Genomic DNA, 19,809 nt, shown 5'->3' with positions numbered 1-19,809 from the left:
CGCCCCATCCCCCACGCTCATCGCCAGGTCGTGCAGCCGCGCCACCGCCGCCACCAGGCTCAGCCCCAGGCCGTTGCCCGGCGTGTGGCGGCTGCGCTCGGAGCGGTAGAAGCGCCGCAGCACCGCCTCGCGCTCGTGCTCCGGAATCCCCGGCCCGTCGTCGCGCACCTGCACCTCCACCCACTCCTCGCCCGCTTCCACCCGCACCTCGACGCGCCCCTCGGCCGGGGTGAACTTCAGGGCGTTGTCCACCAGGTTGCTCAGGGCATCGAACAGCAGGTGCGCGTCGCCCTGCAGCCAGGCCGGCTGCACCGGGCCGCTGTAGCTCAGGTGCAGGCCGCGCTCCTCGGCCAGGGGCTCGAACAGCTCGACCACGTCGGCCGCCACCTGGGTCAGGTCCACCGCGACGAAGCCGGTGCGCCGCGCGCTGTCCTCGATCTCGGAGATGCGCAGCAGCGCGCGGAAGGTCAGCAGCAGGCCGTGGGCGTCCTCGATGGCCTGGTCGATGGCGGCGGCGTACTCCTGCTGGCTGCAGTCGCGCCGCTGGGCGCGCTCAAGCCCGGCCAGCAGGCGCGTGAGCGGCGTGCGCAGGTCGTGGGCGACGTCGTCGCAGACACCCTTCACCTCGTGCATCAGCCGCTCGATCTCGTCGAGCATGCGGTTCACCACCACCGCCAGGCGGTCGACGTCGTCGGAGCTGCCGCGCACCGGCAGGCGCTCGCTGAGGTCACCCTTGACGATGCGCTCGATGGCCCCGGTCACCGCGTCCAGGCGCTGCTGCGAGGTGCGCCCGGCGATGATCGCGCCGGCCAGGCCGAGGATGAGGATCAGCACCCCGCCGGAAGCCATGGCGCTGACCAGCAGCTCGTCGAATTCCAGCAGGTCCTGGATGTCCTGGCCGATCACCAGCACCTCGCCCGAGGGCATGCGGTGGACGATGCCGCGCACGCGCCGCTCGCCGCCGGAGAGGCTGCGCCGGCTGAACTCGATGGGCGTGTCCAGCACCTGGGTCGGCGGCTGCTCGGCGAGGGTGCCGGCCAGGCGCCGGCCGCTGGCGTCGAACAGCGCCTGGGGGAAGTGCTGCTCGGGGTCCTTGGCGGCGTGCTCCTGCACCTCGCGCAGCAGCTCGGGCAGCTCCAGGCCGGCGCGGTTGTGGACCTGCCGCGTCAGGTTGGCCTGCACCTCGGCGCGCAGGTAGCCGGCGGTGCGCCAGTACACGTAGCCGAACAGCGCCAGCGAGGCCACGCCGAACAGCAGCAGGAACAGCAGCGCCACGCGGAAGCTGGTGGTGCGCGGAATCTCACTCAGGCGCCCGGAGAACATAGCCCGCCCCCCGCACGGTGTGGATCATCGGCGGCTCGCCGTCCACGTCGACCTTGCGCCGCAGGCGGCCGATGTGCACCTCGATGACGTTGGTACGCTCGTCGTAGCGGTAGTTCCACACCGCCTCGAAGAGCATGGTGCGGGTGACGATCTGCCCGGCGTGGCGCGCCAGGTATTCCAGCAGCTGGTACTCGCGCGGCACCAGGTCGATCTGCCGCTCGCCGCGGCGTACCGAGCGGCGCAGCAGGTCGATGTCCAGGTTGCCGATGCGCAGCCGGCTGTCGCGCGCCTCGCTGCCACGCGCGGCCCGGCGGGTCAGGGCGTCCAGGCGGGCGGTCAGCTCGATGAACTCGAAGGGCTTGGTCAGGTAGTCGTCGCCGCCGGCGCGCAGGCCGCGCACGCGCTCGTCGAGGTCGGACAAGGCGCTGAGGATCAGCACCGGCGTCTCCACCCCGGCCGAGCGCAGCGCGGTGAGCATGGCCAGGCCGTCCATGCCGCCGGGCAGCATGCGGTCCAGGACGATCACCGCGAAGCTCTCGCTCAGGGCCCGCACCAGGCCGTCGCGGCCGTTGCCGACCAGGCTGACCTGGTAGCCGTGGTCGTGCAGCGCGGCGCCGATCTCGGCGGCGGTGGCGGGGTCGTCTTCGACGACGAGAACCTGGGTCATGGGCAGCGGTCCGTGGCGGCGGCGGGAAGTGTCCGGCAGTATATTTCGCCAGGTGCGGGCGAACGCCAGCCTCGCGCCAAGATGAACAAAAGTTTAGGTGCGCCCTTGAGAATCCTGGTCATCGAAGACGAACCGCAGGCCGCCGGCTACCTGGTGCGCGGCCTGCGCGAGAGCGGGCACATAGTCGACGCCGCGAGCGATGGCATCCACGGCCTGGACCTGGCCCTGGAAAACCTCTACGACGCCCTGGTGCTGGACCGCCGCCTGCCCGGCCTGGACGGCCTGGAGCTGGTGCGCCGGCTGCGCGCCGCGGGCTCCGACACGCCGGTGCTGATGCTCAGCGCCCTGGCCTCCACCCACCACCGCGTCGAGGGCCTGCAGGCCGGCTGCGACGACTACCTGGCCAAGCCCTACGCCTTCGTCGAGGTGCACGCGCGCCTGGCCGCGCTGCTGCGCCGCCCCGGCCGCCAGCTGCTCGGCGCGCGCCTGCAGGTCGGCGATCTGCTGCTGGACTGCGAGGGCCGCGTGGCCCAGCGCCAGGGCCGCAGCATGGTGCTGCAGCAGCGCGAATTCCTGATCCTGGAAAAACTCATGCGCCACGCCGACCAGGTGGTGACCCGCGGCATGTTGCTGGAAAGCGCCTGGGACTACGACTTCGACCCGCGCGACAACGTCATCGACAAGCACATCCACCGCCTGCGGCAAAAGGTCGACCAGGGCTTCGAGCACCCGCTGATCCACACCGTGCCGGGCGCCGGCTACATGCTCAGCGAGACGCCGCCGGAATAGGCCGCGCCGAGGTGCTCTTCGTAGGAGCGAGCTTGCTCGCGAACCAGTTTCCAGGCTGGGCGTGGTGTGTGGCCTGAAGAGCACCCTCTCCCTAACCCTCTCCCTGAAGGGAGAGGGGACCATTGGGCAGAACTGGGTGTTCTGGAGTTAGCCGGCACCGAAGGTTTCCGGCTGAAACCATTCCTTCTCTCGGCACGGACAAGCCCCCTCTCCCTTCAGGGCGGGGCGCGCAGCCGAGGGCTGGGGAGAGGGAAAGGCGCCCCCCAACACACCGTAGCCACGGGTGAGCCCCATTCGCGAGCAAGCTCGCTCCTACGAAGAGCCCCGCGTCAAGCGGCCAGGCACCGCTTCAGGCCGGCTTCCAGGCGCTCGCGCGACCCGGCAGCGGCAGTTATACGCCCTACGCCGAGGCGCTTTTCGTAGGATGGGTTGAGCGAAGCGATACCCATCACCCCAACCGAACGCCGGCTCTGCCGACGGGATCGCGGACAGAGTCCGCTCCTACGCGTCTTCAGCCATGCCATTCCCGCTCCTACAATGGATTCCACACACCGGCTCGGATCACACCCACCGCGCCAAGCAGCATCGCCCCCAACCCCCACCTAAACTTTTATTCAGCTTGGGAAGAACCGCCCGGTAGCTGCCTGGCGCTAGGCTCGTCCTCCACAGCAGCCCGCAGCACGCGGGACGCAGAAGGACGTAGCCCATGCCCCCATCCACCGCCGGCGCCCTGCCCCGGCTGGCCGCCGCCCTCTCCCTGGCCCTGCTCGGGGCCTGTTCGCTGGTGCCGCCGTACCAGCGGCCCGGCGTCGCCGTCGCCAGCCACTGGGACAACGCCGCCGCCCCTGGTGCCCAGGTGCCGCAACAGTGGTGGAAGGACTACGCCAGCGCCGAACTGGACCAACTGATCCAGCGCGCCGGCAGCGACAGCCTGAGCCTGCAGGCGGCCATCGCGCGGGTCGACCAGGCCCGGGCCAATGCCCGCGTTGCCGGGGCCGCGCTCTACCCGGACCTGAGCCTGGGCGGCAGCTACGTCCACGACCATGACAGCAGCAAGAACGCCCACGACCTCTACGCCCAGGCCAGCTACGAGCTGGACTTCTGGGGCCGCAACCGCGCCCTGGCCGATTCCGCGACCGCGCAGGCCCAGGCCACGGCCTACGACCTGGAGACGGTGCGCATCGGCCTGCAGGCGGACATCGCCGACGCCTACTTCCAGGTGCTCTCGCTGGACGAGCGCCTGGCCGTGGCCCAGCGCATCGCCAGCGACGCCGAGAACATCCTGCAACTGGTGCAGACGCAGTCGCGCCTGGGCTCTTCCTCGGACCTCGAGGTGGAACAGCAGCGCAACGCCCTGCAGAACTTCCAGGCCAACGTCAGCGTCCTGGCCCAGCAGCGCGATGCCTCGCTCTACCAGTTGGCGGTACTGGTGGGCGCCGCACCCGAAGGCTTCGCCCTGCAGCACCGCGGCCTGGACGGCATCCAGCTGCCCGAGGCGCGCGCCGGGCTGCCGGCCAGCCTGCTGGGCCAGCGCCCGGACATCCAGGCCGCCGAGGCGCGGCTGGTGGCGGCCAACTTCGACGTCGGCGCGGCGCGGGCGGCCTTCCTGCCGAACATTTCCCTGGGCGCCCTCGCCGGCAGCGACGTGCACACCGGCGGCGGGCTCTGGCAACTGGCCGCCAGCCTCGGCCAGCCGCTGTTCGACGGCGGCCTGCTGGAGGGCCAGCTGCAGGCCGACCGCGCCCATGCCCGCGAGCTGGTCGCCGACTACCGGCAGAACGTGCTCCAGGCCCTGCAGGACGTGGAGACGCAGCTCAGCGCCAACGCCCGCCTGGCGCAGACCCAACGCCTCGACCAGGCCGCCGTGGACTCGGCGCGCAAGGCCGCCGACCTGGCCCAGGTGCGCTACCGCCTGGGCAGCACCGACTTCCTCACCCTGCTGACCGTGCAACGCACCCTGTACCAGGCCGAAGACAGCCTGTTGCAGGTGCGCCTGCAACGCCTGCAGGCCTCCGTAGGGCTGAACCGCGCCCTCGGCGGCGGCTTCCAGGCACCGCAGGCCCAGTTGGCCAGCAACCCACCTCCCGCACAGGCGACCCGACCGTGAGCCCGTCCCCCGCTTCCTCCCAGCGCCGCTACTGGCGCCTGGCATTCCTCTTCCTGGCCGTGGCGCTGGCCGCCTTCGCCTGGCGCCATTTCGAGGCCGCCAAGACGGCCAGGCCAGCCGAGGCGCCGGTGCCGGTCAGCCTGGGCGTGGCCGACCAGCGCGACCTGCCGATCTGGCTGCAGACCATCGGCACGGTGCAGGCGCTGAACGCGGTGGACATCAAGGTGCGGGTGGATGGCGAGCTGCAGCAGTTGCACTTCCAGGAGGGCCAGATGGTCAAGGCCGGGCAGTTGCTCGCCGAGATCGACCCGCGCCCCTATGCCGCCCAGGTGCTGCAGGCCAAGGCCAACAAGGCGCGCGACGAGGCGCAGCTGGCGGTGGCCAGGGTCAACCTCGAGCGCGCCGGCAAACTGGCCGCCGCCCATGCCGGGCCGAGCCAGGACGTGGACACCCTGCGCGGCCAGGTGGCCACCCTGCAGGCCACGATCCAGGCCGACCAGGCGGCGCTGGACACCGCCCAGCTGCAACTCGGCTACACCCGCATCGCCGCGCCCTTCGCCGGGCGCACCGGGCAGCGCCTGGTGGACGCCGGCAGCATCGTCCACGCCGGCGACAACACTGGCCTGCTGACCCTCACCCAGATGGCGCCCATCTCCCTGGCCTTCAGCCTGCCCCAGGAGGACCTGGCCGAAGTGCTGCAGGCCAGCGCCGGGCAGGCGCTGCAGGTCGAGGCGCTGAGCCGCGACGGCTGCCAGCACATCGCCACCGGCCGGCTGAGCTTCATCGACAGCCAGGTCTCCACCGGCAACGGGCAGATCCTGTTCAAGGCCGACTTCGACAACGCCGACGGCAAGCTCTGGCCCGGCGAGCTGCTCAGCGTGCGCCTGCTGCTGCGCACCGAGAAGGCCGCCACCGTGGTGCCAGCCAGCGCCGTGCAGCAGGGGCCGCAGGGCAGCTTCGTGTACGTGGTCGGGCGCGACCAGCAGGCCCAGGTGCGCGAGGTAAAGGCCGGCGCCGTGGTCGACGGCCTGCAGTGGATCCACCAGGGCCTGGCGCCCGGCGAGACCGTGGTCACCGGCGGCCAGTACCGCCTGGCTCCGGGGCTGAAGGTCGCGGCCCTGGCCGACGCCCGCCAGACCGCCAGCGCGGAGCAGCGGCCATGACGCTCTCCGAGCCCTTCATCCGCCGCCGGGTGGCCACCACCCTGCTGGCCCTGGGCGTGCTGCTGCTCGGCGGCGCCGCCTACTTCCTGCTGCCGGTGGCGCCGCTGCCGCAGGTGGACATGCCGACCATCCAGGTGCAGGCCACCCTGCCCGGGGCCAGCGCCGAGACCATGGCCTCGTCGGTGGCCACACCGCTGGAGCGGGCCTTCGCCAGCGTCCCCGGGGTCACCCAGATGACCTCCTCCAGCTCGCTGGGGCTGACGCAGATCACCCTGCAGTTCGACCTGGAGCGCAACATCGACGGCGCTGCCCAGGACGTGCAGACGGCGATCAACGCCGCCGGCGGCAACCTGCCGAAGAACCTGCCGGCGCCGCCGACCTTCCACAAGGTCAACCCGGCGGAGTTCACCTTCCTGTCCCTGGCCCTGACCTCGCCGACCCGCACCCTGCCGGAGCTGGACCACTACGCCGACGACTACCTCGGCCAGCAGCTGTCACAGATCCCCGGCGTCGGCCTGGTGGACTTCCACGGCGAGCAGCGCCCGGCGGTGCGCGTGCGCATCGACCCCGACGCCCTGGCCGCCCGCGGCCTGACCCTGGACGACGTGCGCGGCGTGCTGGGCAGCGCCACGGTGGACGCGCCCAAGGGCAACCTAGACGGCGCCGAGCGGGCCATCACCCTGGACACCACCGACCAGCTCACCCGCGCCGCGCAGTACGGTTCGCTGGTGATCGCCTACCGCAACGGCGTGCCGATCCGCATCAGCGACCTGGGCACGGTGATCGACGGCGCCGAGGACGTGCGCCAGGCCGCCGGCCTGCAGGGCCAGCCGACGGTGATCGTCGACATCCACAAGCAGCCCGGCTACAACGTGCTGGCGGTGACCCAGGCGATCAAGGACCGCCTGCCCTCGCTGCTGCTGCAGCTGCCGCGCGACGTGCAGGTGCACCTGGTGGGCGACCGCACCCAGACCATCAACGCCTCCATCGACGAGGTGCAGTTCAACCTGCTGCTGTCCATCGCCCTGGTGGTGGCTGTGGTCTTCGTGTTCCTGCGCAACGTCAGCGCCACGGTGATCCCGGCGCTGACCATCCCGCTGTCGCTGGTGGCCACCTTCGCGGTGATGTACGTGCTGGGCTACAGCCTGGACAACCTGTCGATCATGGCCCTGAGCATCGCCGTGGGCTTCGTGGTGGACGACGCCATCGTGGTCATGGAGAACATCATCCGCCACCTGGAGATGCACAAGCCGCCGCTGCAGGCGGCCATCGAGGGCACCGCCGAGGTGGCCTTCACCATCGTTTCCATGACCGTTTCGCTGGTGGCGGTGTTCATCCCCATCCTGTTCATGGGCGGGGTGATCGGCCGCCTGCTGCGCGAATTCGCGGTGACCGTGAGCGTGGCGGTGGTGATGTCCGGGGTGGTCTCGCTGACGGTCACGCCGATGCTCTGCGCCTGGTTCATCCGCCACGACCTGCACGGCGTGCAGAACCGCTTCCTGCAGTGGAGCGAGCGCACCTTCGAGGCCCTGCTCGACGGCTACCGGCGCAGCCTGCGGCGGGTGCTGCGGCACGAGCGCCTGACCCTGGCCGTGGCCCTGCTCACCCTGCTGGTCACCGCCGTGCTCTACGTCGAGGTGCCCAAGGGCTTCTTCCCGCAGCAGGACACCGGGGTGATCATGGGCGTGGCCGAGGCCAACGCGGACGTTTCCTTCGCCGCCATGCGCGAACGCATGGCCGCGCTCAGCGAGGTGATCCGGCGCGACCCGGACGTGGCCAACGTCTACTACTGGATCGGCCCCAACCCCACCCTCAGCCAGGGCCGGGTGATGATCAACCTCAAGCCCTACGAGCAGCGCGCGGCCAAGGCCGACCAGGTGGTGGCGCGGCTCAAGCGCGAGCTGGCCGCGGTGCCGGGCATCGCCCTGTACATGCAGGTGCGCCAGGACGTACAGATCGGCGGGCGGCCGAGCAAGACGCAGTTCCAGTACACCCTGCAGGACCCGGACAGCCACGAGCTGGACCACTGGGCCGGCGTGCTGCTGGCGCGCCTGAAGCAGTTGCCGCAGCTGCGCGACGTGGCCACCGACCAGCAGCAGGCGGCGCCACGCGCCACCCTGCACATCGACCGCGACAGCGCCGCGCGCCTGGGCGTGAACGTGCAGGCCATCGACGACGTGCTCTACGACGCCTTCGGCCAGCGCCAGGTGGCGACCCTGTTCACCGCGCTGGACCAGTACCACGTGATCCTCGAGCTGGACCCGCGCTGGCAGGTTTCAGAGGAAAGCCTCAGGCACCTCTATGCGCGCTCCAGCCTGACCGGCGACCTGGTGCCGCTGAGCGTGCTCGGCCGCCTGGAGCCGGACCTGGCGCCCATCACCATCAACCACCAGGGGCTGTTCCCGGCGGTCACCCTGTCGTTCAACCTGGCGCCGGGCTACGCGCTGGGCGATGCGGTGAGCGCCATCAACCAGGCCACCCGCCAGGCCGGCCTGCCGGACAGCGTCAGCGGCACCTTCCAGGGCACCGCCCAGGCCTTCCAGGATTCGCTGCGCAGCCAGCCGTGGCTGATCCTGGCGGCGGTGGTGACGGTGTACATCGTCCTCGGCGTGCTCTACGAGAGCCCGCTGCTGCCGCTGTCGATCCTCTCCACCCTGCCCTCGGCCGGCCTCGGCGCGCTGCTGGCCCTGCTGCTGTGCGGCCAGGACCTGTCGCTGATGGGGATGATCGGCATCATCCTGCTGATCGGCATCGTCAAGAAGAACGCCATCATGATGATCGACTTCGCCCTGGTGGCCGAACGCGGCGGCATGACGCCGGAACAGGCGACCATAGAGGGCAGCACCCTGCGCTTCCGGCCGATCCTCATGACCACCCTGGCAGCGCTGTTCGGCGCCCTGCCGCTGGCCCTGGGCACCGGCTCCGGCGCCGAGCTGCGCCAGCCGCTGGGCATCGCCATCGTCGGCGGCCTGCTGGTGTCGCAGGTGCTGACGCTGTACACCACGCCGGTGATCTACCTGTGGTTCTCGCGCCTGGCCGCCGGCTTCCGCGCCTGGCGCCAGGCCCGCGGCGGCCTGCTGGCGCCGCAGCAGCGCTGAGCATACTCAGGCGGTCGTCTCGAAGCTCCAGTACGGTTTCGACGAGCCCAGCGCCGCCGCCGGCAGGGCCCACTGCAACGGCGTGCCTTCCAGCAGCAGTGGCGGGCGCAGGCGCTGCGCCGGGCCCCAGGCGGTGGTCTCGATGGCCGGGTCGAGATCGGCCGGTGCCTCTTCGGCCAGGGCCGGCAAGGCGTCGGCCCGCATCCCCTGCTCCACCAGGAACTGCGCGGTGCGCGCCAGCGACAGGCGCCAGGTGCTGCCGCGCCCGCTGCCCAGGCGCCGGCCCAGGCCACAGAGCGCGGCGGCGGCCATCAGGTAGCCGGTGGCATGGTCCAGGGCCTGCACCGGCAGCGGCACCGGCTTGTCGGCCTGGCGCCAGCGCATGCCGGCCTCGGCGATGCCAGTGCTCATCTGCACCAGGCTGTCGAAGCCCCGGCGGTTGCGCCAGGGGCCGCTCCAGCCGTAGGCGTTCAGGCTCACGTCGACCAGCCCCGGCGCCAGGTCCTGGCGCACTTCGGCGTCGAAGCCGAGGTTCTCCAGGGCGTCGCCGCGGTAGCCGTGGATCAGCACGTCGGTGTGGCGCAGCAGTTCCTCGAAGCGCTCGCGCCCGGGCAGGTCCTTCAGGTCCAGGCGCGCGCAGCGCTTGCCCAGGCAGACCTCGGGGATCACCCCCGGCTCGTCCCAGCCCGGCGGGTCGATGCGCAGCACCTCGGCGCCCAGGCCGGCAAGGAAACGGCTGGCCACCGGCCCGGCGAGCACCCGGGTGAGGTCCAGCACCCGCACCCCGGCCAGCGGCCGGTCCGCCGCCAGCGCCCAGGCCGGCGCGGGGGCGATGGCCTGCTCCTGGCTCCAGATCAGGTCCTGCTCCGCCAGGGCCTGGCCCTGGGGGTGCGCCTTCCATTCGTCGATGGAGCGCATCTCCGCGGCGCAACCGCCGGTGGCCACCACCGCGTGCTCCAGTTCGGCCTTGTTCCAGGTGGCGACGCGGGCCGCCGCCTCTTCGCGGCTGGCCACCGGCCCCAGCACGCGCACGACCGCGGCGCGGTGGTGCGGGGCGTTGGTGTGCAGGCGGATCCAGCCGTCGCGGGTGGCGTAGTCGCCGGCGATGTCGCCCCACATGGGCGGCAGCGCCCAGCCCTGGGGCCGCAGCGTCCAGGCGAACCAGAAGGACGCCAGGCGGCGGTCCACCTGCAGCGCCCCCGGCGTCTGGCCGGCGCGCTTCAGCAAGGCCGCGGTGGCCAGGCCGGCAGCGGCGATGGAGGCACTGGCGAGGTCGGTGACGGCGAAGGTCGAGGGCAGCCCGCCCTCGGCCTGGAAGGACAGGGGCGCGGGCAGGGCCGCGTTCTCTTCCAGGGCCTGCCACAGGGCCCTGGTCATCTGGCTGGCGAGCATGCTGCACCTCGATCGAAGGAGTCCATGAAACGGACCCGCCAGGCAACCTTAGCCCGCCCGCCGCGCCGCCGCGAGCCGACCTTGCGCCGCAGGGGAATCGCGGGCAATAAAAAACCCGCCGGTGGCGGGTTCTTTACTGGGGCGCTAGTCCTTTAGCGATGTGCCTACCATCGCCCCCGAAGCGTGAAAATTTCGTGAAGAACCTTGAGTCAACCTGAATAATCCAATGCCGTCCAGGCACGGCTGAGGTCGTCGCGGATGCGACAGGCGGACAGGTCGCCGCCCTCCTCGCCCACGCTCAGCAGGCGGGTGGCGCCGGTGCCGTCGTCGTGCACCTCGGTCAGCGTCTGCAGGCGGCCGCAGTTGGGCGTGTCTATCACATAGCTGGCCACCACCGCCGAGCGCGAGCGCGGCACGCGGATGGCGTCGCGCACGATGCCGTGTTCCTCCACCCGCTTGCCGTCGGCCACCAGCACCGCCCAGGCCTCGCGGCCGTCGATCACCAGGTAGGCGCCATTGGCCTTGGGCCCCTCGGCCTGCGGCTGGGCGCAACCGGCGAGCAGGGCCAGGAGGGTGAGCACCAGCAGGGCTTTGACTTGCTTCATCACGCGTTCCTCTTCTTCGTCGTCGCCGCGGGGCGGGGCCCGGTTTCGCGGCGGCCATGGATTCAGTGAGCCAGCGGAAACCATGGTAGCCACAAAATACTGTTCATGCATACAGTATTTTTCGATTATCCTTCTGTCATCGACGAAAGGCACCCTGGCAACAGGTGGCAGGCAAGGACCCGAACAGGAGCGAAAGCGATGGTGGACATCCGCCAGATGAAATACACCGTGAACCACATGGGCGTGGAGGAAGTCAGCGAAGCGGTCGCCGAACTGCACCTCGAGGGCCTGGTCACCGAGGGCAAGACGCCCTTCTCCCGCACCCACTTCAACACCTGCTTCGCCGAGATCGAGGCACTGCTGCAGCGCGCCGGCTACCACCGCCCGCTGGACGTGGTGGGCTACCAGGGCCAGGCCTACGCCATGTTCGACCCCACGCGCTGGGATGCGGTGGAGGTGCTGCGCTGGCTGAAGGAATACGTGGAGGAGGCCCGCAGCGAGGCGGCGGGGGCCTGAACATTACCCCGCCGCGGGGATGGCAAAAGGCCGCAAAGGCTTGCCGCAGAGCGGCCGGACTTGCGCTGAAGGAGTTCGGCCACTAATGTCCTTGGGGCAGTTACGCACCACCACGCTGAATCAAGGACGAGTCCATGAGCAAGACGCTCCCCCAGGACTGGCTGTGGGCCTACCAGAAACTCCGCAGCCTCGCGGTCGGCCGCACCAGCTCCGCCTTCCTCGCCACCCTCTACCACCTGCGCGGCGATACCGGCCCCTTCTACTGCAAGGGCGGGCTGCGCAAGTCGCGCCTGGTGCGCAAGGAGTCCTGAGGCGGCTCATCGCGGACGGAGTCCGCTCCTACGGTTAGCGCCGCGCCCCTTGTAGGAGCGCGCCCTGCGCGCGATCGCGGGCAGGGCCCGCTCCTACAGGTTGACGTCGAGCTTCCCGCGCTCACGGAGCCAATCCGTAGGGCGCATAACGCCTACGGCGTTATCCGCCGCCGCCATCGGGCACCGGTGCCTCGGCCAACGGCGGATAACCGCGAACGGTTATTCGCCCTACGATTGAGCCCGAGCGTCGGCGAACGGCGCCCGTTCAGGGATACGACTGCCGCTGCCCGTTCGAGCGCGTCGTCCCCGGGGTGACGTCGAATTGCACGCCGTTGGGGTATTCGATGCTCTGGCGGATGCCACCGTTGGTACCACCGCCGCTGTTGTCGATGATCACCCGGCTGGAGCCCTGTTCGTAGCTGCGCGGAACCTGCACGCCACCGTAGCCGTCATAGCGCTGCACACTCGACGAGCTGCCGATGCTGCCACTGGCGCCGGGGCTGACGTAGATGCGCTCGATGCTGCGCACCGGCGGCTGGCCGGCCAGCGCCGCCCCGGCCAGCAGGCTGGCGAGCAGGCCGCAAAGCGCTCGGCTCTTCATGCTGGTCATGCTGGCTGAACCTCCGGTTAGGCTGGAAATGCCCCCAGTCTAACAACTCCAGTTTCCTACGCACTCTTTCCCTTGCTATTCGATTGCCACGATTGGCAGATCGTTTCATATCAGTAAGATGCGACGATTTCTGAAAGAAGTTTCTGATGAATATTCGTCGCACAGCCTTCCTCCTCTTGATTGCGGTCCTGCCCCTGGCCGCCTCCGCCGCCGCCCCGCGCACCTTCCAGGAAGCCAAGAAGATCGGCTGGAAGCTCTATGCCCGCCAGTCGGTGGAGTTCTATTGCGGCTGCCGCTACAAGGGCAACCGCGTCGACCTGGCCAGTTGCGGCTACGTGCCGCGCAAGAACGCCAAGCGCGCCGGGCGCATCGAGTGGGAGCACATAGTCCCGGCCTGGGTCATCGGCCACCAGCGCCAGTGCTGGCAGAGCGGCGGGCGCAGCAACTGCTCGCGGCACGACCCGGTGTACCAGCGCGCCGAGGCCGACCTGTTCAACCTGGTGCCGAGCATCGGCGAGGTCAACGGCGACCGCAACAACTTCGGCTACGGCTGGCTGCCGCAGCAGGCGCCGCAGTATGGCGCCTGCCCGATGGTCATCGACTTCAAGGCGAAGAAGGCCATGCCGCGCCCGCAGATCCGCGGGATGATCGCCCGCACCTACTTCTACATGAGCGACCGCTACGGCCTGAGGCTGTCCAGACAGGACCGCCAGCTGTACCAGGCCTGGAGCAAGCAGTACCCGGTGGAAGCCTGGGAGCGCCAGCGCAACCAGATGGTCGGCTGCGTGATGGGCTGGGGCAACCCGTACGTGGGCAAGATCGACCTGCAGGGCTGCGGCACCGCGGCCAGCGTCGCCGGGCGCTGAAAGCCAGGCGACGGCCGTCGCGCCTGGCAGTAGACTCAGCGGGCGCACCCTGTCGCGCAGGCCTCTTTTCCCCTGTCTGGAGTACCTCGCATGTCCCTGTCGATCTACCAGATTTCCGTTCCGGTGTTCATCCGCACGCTCGGCAACCTCTCGGCCATCCTGGCCAAGGCCGAAGCCTATGCCCAGGCCAGGTCCATCGACCCGACGGTGCTGCTGAACGCCCGCCTGGCCCCGGACATGTTCCCGCTGACGCGCCAGGTACAGATCGCCAGCGACGCCGCCAAGGGCTGCGCCGCCCGCCTGGCCGGCGTGGAGATTCCCAGCTACGCCGACGAGGAACAGAGCTTCGCCGACCTGCAGGCGCGCATCGCCAAGACCATCGACTACCTCAAGGGCTTCAAGCCCGAGCAGTTCGAAGGCGCCGAGAACCGCGAGATCCACATCAAGACGCCGAGCCGCGAGCTGCACTTCAAGGGCCTGGACTTCCTGCTCGGCTTCGCCAACGCCAACTTCTACTTCCACGTCACCACCACCTACGCCATCCTCCGCCACAACGGCGTGGAGCTGGGCAAGATGGACTTCCTCGGCGGCGCCTGAGCCCGCCCGGTGCCGGCCACGCCGGCACCCTTCCCTAGCGCCCGGGCAGCGGCAGGCTGGTGGTCGACTTGATCTCCGACAGCGCGACTATGGAGTTGATCTCCTGGATGCCCGGCACCTGCGACAGGCGCTCGAAGAAGAAGCGCTCGTAGGCCTCGATGTCCTCGGTGACGATGCGCAGCATGAAGTCCACCGCGCCCATCAGCACATGGCACTCCAGCACCTCGGGGAACTCGCGGATGGCCGCGGCGAACTCGGTGAGGTTGTTGCGCCCGTGGGTGTTCAGCTTCACCTGGGCGAAGATCTGCGTGTTCAGGCCGATCTTCTTGCGGTCCAGCAGGGTCACCTGGCGGCGGATCACCCCTTCTTCCTTCAGGCGCTGGATACGCCGCCAGCACGGCGACTGCGACAGGCCGATGCGCTCGGCGATCTCGGCGGTGGAGAGGGTCGCCTCCTCCTGCAGCAGGGCGAGGATGCGCTTGTCGTAGGCATCCAGCTCGATCGACATTATCTATTCTCCAATCCATGCGTTCACGCATAGTCTATTCGCAAACCATCTCCATCGCCGCTCATTTCGCAAAGCAAAACCCGGCCGGGCCACCGACAATGAGCCACCTCCCAGCCTTGCCGGTCACCGCCATGAACCAAGCCGTTTCCCTGCCCACCCGCACCGCCGTCCTGCCCGCCAGCCTGCTCGACGCCGGCCCCGGCGAGCGCCCCGACGGCTGGACCCGCCGCCCGGCCGACGCGGCGCGCCAGGCGCACTTCGCCATCCGCGCCGAGGCCGATGCCGACGTGCTGTGCAAGCTGCTGAACCTGTTCGCCCTGCAGGGCTGGCTGCCGGCCGAAGTGCATGCCGTGCAGGCGGGCGAATGGCTGCAGGTGGACCTGCGCGTACCGGGTATGCCGGAGCAGCGTGGCGAGGTGATGGCCGAGCGCATGCGCTCGCTGGTCAGCGTGGCGACGGTGGAATTGGCGTTCAGCAGCTTCTGACGGCGCAATCTGTCCGTTCAGCGATACAGGCTGGCTTTCTCGCGTTAGCCGGAAGGCCGGCACGGGCATAGAGTCGGAACCGTCATCCGTCCGTCAGAGGCGGCGACCGCATTCTTCGTACCTTGCCCGAGATGATCGCCATGGCTCGTCCACGTCTGCTCCCCGACAACTTCACCCTGGCCCTGGTCGCTACCGTGGCCATCGCCAGCCTGCTGCCCTGCCAGGGGCCGGTGGCCACCGCCTTCGGCTGGATCACCAACCTGGCCATCGGCCTGCTGTTCTTCCTGCACGGCGCCAAGCTGTCGCGCCAGGCCATCATCGCCGGCGCCACCCACTGGCGCCTGCACCTGCTGGTGTTCGCCTGCACCTTCATCCTCTTCCCGATCCTCGGCCTGGTGCTCAAGCCGGTACTCTCGCCGCTGGTGACCCCGGACCTGTACCTGGGCCTGCTGTACCTGTGCGCCCTGCCGGCCACCGTGCAGTCGTCCATCGCCTTCACCTCGCTGGCCCGCGGCAACATCCCGGCGGCGGTATGCAGCGCCTCGGCGTCCAGCCTGATCGGCATCTTCCTCACCCCGCTGCTGGTCCAGCTGCTGCTGGGCGTGCACGGCGACACCGGCGTCTCCACCCTGGACGCCATCGGCAAGATCACCCTGCAGCTGCTGGTGCCCTTCATCGCCGGCCAGGCCCTGCGCGGCGTGATCGGCGGCTGGGTGGACCGGCACAAGCCGGTGCTGCGCTACGTCGACCAGGGTTCGATCCTGCTGGTGGTCTACACCGCCTTCAGCGCCGCGGTGATCCAGGGCCTGTGGCACCAGGTGCCGCTGGCCGCGCTGGCCGGCCTGGTGGTGGTGTGCTGCATCCTGCTGGCGCTCGCCCTGTTCGCCACCAGCCAGCTCAGCCGGCGCCTGGGCTTCGACAAGGAGGACGAGATCACCATCGTCTTCTGCGGCTCGAAGAAGAGCCTGGCCACCGGCGTGCCCATGGCCCAGGTGCTGTTCGCCACCGGCAGCATCGGCGTGATCCTGCTGCCGCTGATGCTCTTCCACCAGATCCAGCTGATGGTCTGCGCGGTGCTGGCCCAGCGCTACGCCAAGCGCCAGCAGGAAGCGGCGGCCACGGCGCAGGTGGCGCAGTCGCGCTGAGCCGTTCGGTCCGATGTATCCGCAATAAGCCAGACGCCGGCCTTGCCGGCGTAATCGCGGATGAATCCGCTCCTACCGGTGAGAATGCCAGGCTTCACGGCAACCTGTAGGAGCGCGCCCTGCGCGCGAATCGCGGGCAGGGCCCGCTCCTATGTATGGACTCACCCCCACCGTCAACCCGCTTTTGAACAGAGGAACCCGATTGCATCTATGTATTAGGCCTGTTCGAGGAAGCCACGTCGGGCTTCTGGCCAACATTGGGTAAGCCCGCGGAATGCCGATTACAAAGAGGCCTCGAAGGCCAGTAGGAGCGTAGGCATCAATCCGCGACGGTCTGACCAGGGGTCAATGTTCTTCAGCAGGGGTTGGAGCGGCTTGGCGCCCCGGTGGCGGGAACTCGTTGGATCAGTGACTCATCTCAATCTCCTGGCAAGCGTTCGGCTTGCGCTGGTAGGTCTGCTCGCTGCGCAACAGTACCCAGGCGATCCGCAGGTTGCGGTTGGCCAGTCGCACGGCCGCCCCCTTGCGCCCCAGGCGCTGTAGCCAGCGTTGCAGGCGACGGTCGTCCGGGTGCTCGGAATCCGGCCGCAGTTGCTTCAATACCGCATGCGCGCCCACCACCATCAGGCTGCGCACATAGGCGTCGCCACGTTTAGTCATCTTGCCCAGTCGCACCTTCTGCCCGCTGCTGTGCTGGTCGGGCACGATACCGAAGTAGGCGGCGAACTGGCGCGCATTGGCGAAACGTTCCGGTTCGGTCTGCTTGGCCAGCAGCGCCGTGGCAGTGATCGGACCAATGCCACGCACCGTCATCAGCCGTTTCGCTGCCTGGTCCGCATCGGCACACGCTTCCAGACGCTCGGTCAGCGCTGCGATGCGCTCGCCCAGTCGCTTCCACTCGCTCAGCATCTCGTCGATCAGCTCACGCAGCAGATCCGGCAAGGGCTGGCTGGCGTCTTCCAGCACTCGGGGGACACCTTGGCTCAAGGCAGCCTCCCCCTGAGCCAGGGCGATGCCCTGCTCCAGCAGTAGCCCGCGTATCTGATTACCCGTGGCCGTACGCCGCCGCACATAGCCACGCCGAATCCGGTGGCAGGCCTGCATCGCCAGCGCCGCGACACTCTTCACCGGCACCGACGCGATGCTGCAATCCCGTCCCGCTCGCAAAATGGCATGGGCATCATTGCGATCATTCTTTGCCCCGCTACGATGCTCGGCCACACGCTGGGCCGGCAGGATACGCACCGGGTTGCCCTGCATCTGCAGCAACCGGGCCCAGGCTTGCGCACCCGGACCGGTTTCCACCAGCACCGTCACGCCCCTCGGCAGCTTCTGCAGGAACACCTGAAACGCTTCACGCGACTTGATCCGCTGCTCGTACACCAACTGGCCCTGGGCATCTTCCCCGGCCACCTGGAATACCTGCTTCGCCAAATCCACGGCGACTGTCGTGCAAGCCGACACATCCACTGCAGACATGGGCTTCGTCGTCGTCGTATGCTTTTTCATGGCCTCACCCTCACTGTCGCTGGCTTCTTAGAATGCCACCGTGGCGCTTCGACGCCTCGGTGAGGGTGAGTCCATCCAATTACGACCGTGCTTCCCGGGAACTGTTGGCGTTATGCGCCCTGCGGGGGGCCTGAGTTGTAGGAGCGGGCCCTGCCCGCGATTCGCGCGCAGGGCGCGCTCCTACGAAGAGCCCCGGCGTGGCCTGCAAGGCAGCCCCGTAGGATGGGTTGAGCGAAGCGATACCCATCGCCGCCCCACCCACGCCATTCCCCGCGCACAAAGAAAAACCCCCAGGCACATGGCCTGGGGGCGATTGGCATCGATGGGGGAGACGCCGTCCTTCAACTAGCGAGCGGCCACCTGGGCACGGATGCCGCTCTCTTCGGTTCGACCGTAGACGTCCTCCAGACGTTCGATGTCGTCTTCGCCCAGGTAGCTGCCGGACTGCACTTCGATGATCTCCAGCGGGATCTTGCCGGGGTTGGCCAGGCGGTGCACCGAGGCGATGGGGATGTAGGTGGACTGGTTCTCGGTGAGCAGGAACACCTTGTCGTCGCAGGTCACCTGGGCGGTGCCGGAGACCACGATCCAGTGCTCGGCGCGGTGGTGGTGCATCTGCAGCGAGAGCTGCGCGCCGGGCTTGACGGTGATGTGCTTGACCTGGAAGCGGCCGCCCATGTCCACCGAGTCGTAGCTGCCCCAGGGGCGGTAGACGGCGCAGTGGTTCTGGGTTTCGCTGCGGCCGGCGGCGTCCAGTTCGTTGACCACCTTCTTCACGTCCTGCACGTGGTCGCGGTGGGCGATCATCATGGCGTCCTTGGTTTCCACCACCACGATGTCGTCCAGGCCGACCACCGAGACCAGCTTGCCGTTGCCGTGCACCAGGCAGTTGCGGCTGTCGTGCACCAGCACGTCGCCCTTGGTGACGTTGCCGTTGGCGTCCTTGTCGTGCACTTCCCAGATCGACGACCAGCTGCCGACGTCGTTCCAGCCGGCGGCCAGGGGCACCACGCAGGCGCGCTGGGTCTTCTCCATCACCGCGTAGTCGATGGAGTTGTCCGGGCAGCACTCGAAGGTGGCCGGGTCGATGTTGACCAGGTCGCCCTCGTGCTGGCTGCGCTCCAGGGCCAGCAGGCAGGTGTCGTAGATGTCGGCGTCGTGGCGCTTGAGTTCTTCCAGGAAGCGGCTGGCGCGGAACAGGAACATGCCGCTGTTCCAGAAGTGCCCGCCTTGCTCGACGAACTGGCGGGCGCGGGCCTCGTCGGGTTTCTCGATGAAGCGCTCGACCCGCGAGACGCCGCCGGGCAGCTTGTCGTCGGCGCTGGCGCGGATGTAGCCGTAGCCGGTTTCCGGGCGGCTGGCCGGCACGCCGAAGAGCACCATCTCGCCCTTCTCGGCGGCGACGGTGGCCAGGGCCAGGGCGCGCTGGAAGGCGCGGGGGTCTTCCAGCACGTGGTCGGCCGGGAGCACCAGCAGCAGTTCGTCGCGGCCTTCGGCGACCAGCTTCATGGCGGCGATGGCCACGGCCGGGGCGGTGTTGCGGCCGAAGGGTTCGAGCAGGATGCCCTGGGTCTTGAGCTTCAGCTGCTCCAGCTGTTCCTGGAGGATGAAGCGGTGTTCCTTGTTGCTCACCACCAGCGGCGGCTCCATGCCTTCGAAAGCCAGGCGCTCGAGGGTCTGCTGGAACAAGGTGTGCTCGCCGGCCAGGGCCAGGAACTGCTTGGGATACAGCTTGCGGGAAAGGGGCCAGAGTCGCGAGCCGCTACCACCGGAAAGAATGACGGGGATCATGTGGGGTTTCTCCTTAAAGCGTTCATGCGTTCTGTGGGGCGCCGGGCGCCGTTACCGTTTCGGGTGACCTCTCCGTGCGGGCCGTCTTGGCAGCTCGCTGATTTTTGGGTGCCGGTGTGGCCGGTCTTCTTGTGGTGTTCTTTTTGGTGATTTTTTGTGGGGGGGTGGTTAAGAGCCCCTCTCCCCAGCCCTCTCCCTGAAGGGAGAGGGAGTTGTTCGGCGTGAAGGGGCGCCACCTCGCTCGCCGGCTTGCGCGGAGCTTTCCGCTTGCACGGATAGCTCCCTCTCCCTTCAGGGAGAGGGCGGGGGGAGAGGGCTAGGGCCTCG

Annotated in this window: 18 protein-coding genes; 10 read left to right on the top strand and 8 right to left on the bottom strand. The window is 69.0% G+C overall.

Translation table 11 applies throughout. From position 1 onward, the window contains the following. Together DK254_RS03695 and DK254_RS03690 are read right to left on the bottom strand one after the other, a co-directional pair. A partial coding sequence (locus tag DK254_RS03695) for an ATP-binding protein (RefSeq protein WP_256595793.1) occupies nt 1-1,323 on the bottom strand: 1,323 nt, incomplete at its 3' end. Beyond that, nucleotides 1,301-1,990 carry a response regulator transcription factor gene (locus tag DK254_RS03690; RefSeq protein ID WP_109932975.1) on the bottom strand — a complete coding sequence of 230 codons (690 nt, stop codon included), beginning with the start codon at nt 1,988-1,990 and terminating at the stop codon, nt 1,301-1,303. The genes DK254_RS03690 and DK254_RS03695, both read right to left, overlap by 23 nt. Before the next feature lie 105 nt (nt 1,991-2,095). On the opposite strand from DK254_RS03690, the gene DK254_RS03685 reads away from it, so the two are divergent. The 4 genes from DK254_RS03685 (at nt 2,096) to DK254_RS03670 (ending at nt 9,147) form a co-directional block, all read left to right on the top strand. Continuing rightward, nucleotides 2,096-2,779 (top strand): response regulator transcription factor, encoded by a 684-nt coding sequence (locus tag DK254_RS03685; protein ID WP_109932300.1) that lies wholly within the window; start codon nt 2,096-2,098, stop codon nt 2,777-2,779. Nucleotides 2,780-3,485: 706 nt separating this feature from the next. Beyond that, on the top strand, nt 3,486-4,886 hold the full coding sequence (locus DK254_RS03680) for an efflux transporter outer membrane subunit (RefSeq protein ID WP_109932298.1): 1,401 nt from the start codon (nt 3,486-3,488) through the stop codon (nt 4,884-4,886). Beyond that, complete coding sequence (locus tag DK254_RS03675; protein ID WP_109932296.1) at nt 4,883-6,049, top strand: efflux RND transporter periplasmic adaptor subunit; 1,167 nt, start codon at nt 4,883-4,885, stop codon at nt 6,047-6,049. The genes DK254_RS03680 and DK254_RS03675 overlap by 4 nt, the downstream gene beginning before the upstream one ends. Then, entirely contained in the window at nt 6,046-9,147 is a 3,102-nt protein-coding gene (locus DK254_RS03670; protein ID WP_109932295.1) for an efflux RND transporter permease subunit, read from the top strand. Before DK254_RS03675 ends, DK254_RS03670 begins: the two co-directional genes overlap by 4 nt. A 6-nt stretch (nt 9,148-9,153) precedes the next feature. Here the strand turns inward: DK254_RS03670 and DK254_RS03665 are convergent, their stop codons facing one another. Beyond that, nucleotides 9,154-10,539, bottom strand: coding sequence for a CoA transferase (locus DK254_RS03665; RefSeq protein WP_371921092.1), 1,386 nt, complete (start codon nt 10,537-10,539; stop codon nt 9,154-9,156). Nucleotides 10,540-10,748: 209 nt separating this feature from the next. Next, on the bottom strand, nt 10,749-11,144 hold the full coding sequence (locus tag DK254_RS03660) for a hypothetical protein (protein ID WP_089391337.1): 396 nt from the start codon (nt 11,142-11,144) through the stop codon (nt 10,749-10,751). Between the two features lie 198 nt (nt 11,145-11,342). Here DK254_RS03660 and DK254_RS03655 point away from each other — a divergent pair, with 198 nt between their 5' ends. Then, a complete protein-coding gene (locus tag DK254_RS03655; protein ID WP_089391338.1) occupies nt 11,343-11,660 on the top strand; it encodes a transcriptional regulator in 318 nt (105 codons plus the stop codon). A gap of 134 nt (nt 11,661-11,794) precedes the next feature. Further along, nucleotides 11,795-11,971, top strand: coding sequence for a hypothetical protein (locus tag DK254_RS34290; RefSeq protein WP_167364811.1), 177 nt, complete (start codon nt 11,795-11,797; stop codon nt 11,969-11,971). 265 nt (nt 11,972-12,236) lie between these two features. Here the strand turns inward: DK254_RS34290 and DK254_RS03650 are convergent, their stop codons facing one another. Then, nucleotides 12,237-12,581: a hypothetical protein gene (locus DK254_RS03650; RefSeq protein ID WP_109932293.1), complete on the bottom strand. Its 345-nt coding sequence runs from the start codon at nt 12,579-12,581 to the stop codon at nt 12,237-12,239. A 146-nt stretch (nt 12,582-12,727) separates the two neighbouring features. Between DK254_RS03650 and DK254_RS03645 the strand changes: the two genes are divergently transcribed. Beyond that, nucleotides 12,728-13,447, top strand: coding sequence for an endonuclease (locus DK254_RS03645; RefSeq protein WP_109932291.1), 720 nt, complete (start codon nt 12,728-12,730; stop codon nt 13,445-13,447). 90 nt (nt 13,448-13,537) lie between these two features. Further along, entirely contained in the window at nt 13,538-14,044 is a 507-nt protein-coding gene (locus DK254_RS03640) for a DUF1993 family protein (protein ID WP_109932289.1), read from the top strand. A 34-nt stretch (nt 14,045-14,078) separates the two neighbouring features. On the opposite strand, the gene DK254_RS03635 is transcribed toward DK254_RS03640, so the two are convergent. Beyond that, on the bottom strand, nt 14,079-14,552 hold the full coding sequence (locus DK254_RS03635; RefSeq protein ID WP_109932287.1) for an Lrp/AsnC family transcriptional regulator: 474 nt from the start codon (nt 14,550-14,552) through the stop codon (nt 14,079-14,081). A gap of 131 nt (nt 14,553-14,683) precedes the next feature. Here DK254_RS03635 and DK254_RS03630 point away from each other — a divergent pair, with 131 nt between their 5' ends. Continuing rightward, entirely contained in the window at nt 14,684-15,037 is a 354-nt protein-coding gene (locus tag DK254_RS03630) for a hypothetical protein (protein WP_109932282.1), read from the top strand. A gap of 140 nt (nt 15,038-15,177) precedes the next feature. Further along, a complete protein-coding gene (locus DK254_RS03625; RefSeq protein ID WP_109932971.1) occupies nt 15,178-16,182 on the top strand; it encodes a bile acid:sodium symporter family protein in 1,005 nt (334 codons plus the stop codon). Nucleotides 16,183-16,587: 405 nt separating this feature from the next. On the opposite strand, the gene DK254_RS03620 is transcribed toward DK254_RS03625, so the two are convergent. Then, nucleotides 16,588-17,646 (bottom strand): IS110 family transposase, encoded by a 1,059-nt coding sequence (locus DK254_RS03620; RefSeq protein WP_109932969.1) that lies wholly within the window; start codon nt 17,644-17,646, stop codon nt 16,588-16,590. A gap of 390 nt (nt 17,647-18,036) precedes the next feature. Beyond that, nucleotides 18,037-19,482: a mannose-1-phosphate guanylyltransferase/mannose-6-phosphate isomerase gene (locus DK254_RS03615; RefSeq protein WP_109932280.1), complete on the bottom strand. Its 1,446-nt coding sequence runs from the start codon at nt 19,480-19,482 to the stop codon at nt 18,037-18,039. Nucleotides 19,483-19,809 lie beyond the last annotated feature (327 nt).

The sequence above is a fragment of the Pseudomonas sp. RW407 genome (assembly GCF_003176655.1).
In the GTDB taxonomy this organism is placed as follows: domain Bacteria; phylum Pseudomonadota; class Gammaproteobacteria; order Pseudomonadales; family Pseudomonadaceae; genus Pseudomonas; species Pseudomonas delhiensis.
This window is presented reverse-complemented; position numbering and strand designations above follow the sequence as displayed.

What these genes read in the sequence shown, in the direction of transcription:
- DK254_RS03690 (WP_109932975.1), bottom strand. Translation starts at nt 1,990, where the DNA reads ATGACCCAGGTTCTCGTCGTCGAAGACGACCCCGCCACCGCCGCCGAG.
- DK254_RS03680 (WP_109932298.1), top strand. Translation starts at nt 3,486, where the DNA reads ATGCCCCCATCCACCGCCGGCGCCCTGCCCCGGCTGGCCGCCGCCCTC.
- DK254_RS03670 (WP_109932295.1), top strand. Translation starts at nt 6,046, where the DNA reads ATGACGCTCTCCGAGCCCTTCATCCGCCGCCGGGTGGCCACCACCCTG.
- DK254_RS03665 (WP_371921092.1), bottom strand. Translation starts at nt 10,539, where the DNA reads ATGCTCGCCAGCCAGATGACCAGGGCCCTGTGGCAGGCCCTGGAAGAG.
- DK254_RS03660 (WP_089391337.1), bottom strand. Translation starts at nt 11,144, where the DNA reads ATGAAGCAAGTCAAAGCCCTGCTGGTGCTCACCCTCCTGGCCCTGCTC.
- DK254_RS03655 (WP_089391338.1), top strand. Translation starts at nt 11,343, where the DNA reads ATGGTGGACATCCGCCAGATGAAATACACCGTGAACCACATGGGCGTG.
- DK254_RS34290 (WP_167364811.1), top strand. Translation starts at nt 11,795, where the DNA reads ATGAGCAAGACGCTCCCCCAGGACTGGCTGTGGGCCTACCAGAAACTC.
- DK254_RS03650 (WP_109932293.1), bottom strand. Translation starts at nt 12,581, where the DNA reads ATGACCAGCATGAAGAGCCGAGCGCTTTGCGGCCTGCTCGCCAGCCTG.
- DK254_RS03645 (WP_109932291.1), top strand. Translation starts at nt 12,728, where the DNA reads ATGAATATTCGTCGCACAGCCTTCCTCCTCTTGATTGCGGTCCTGCCC.
- DK254_RS03640 (WP_109932289.1), top strand. Translation starts at nt 13,538, where the DNA reads ATGTCCCTGTCGATCTACCAGATTTCCGTTCCGGTGTTCATCCGCACG.
- DK254_RS03635 (WP_109932287.1), bottom strand. Translation starts at nt 14,552, where the DNA reads ATGTCGATCGAGCTGGATGCCTACGACAAGCGCATCCTCGCCCTGCTG.
- DK254_RS03630 (WP_109932282.1), top strand. Translation starts at nt 14,684, where the DNA reads ATGAACCAAGCCGTTTCCCTGCCCACCCGCACCGCCGTCCTGCCCGCC.
- DK254_RS03625 (WP_109932971.1), top strand. Translation starts at nt 15,178, where the DNA reads ATGGCTCGTCCACGTCTGCTCCCCGACAACTTCACCCTGGCCCTGGTC.
- DK254_RS03615 (WP_109932280.1), bottom strand. Translation starts at nt 19,482, where the DNA reads ATGATCCCCGTCATTCTTTCCGGTGGTAGCGGCTCGCGACTCTGGCCC.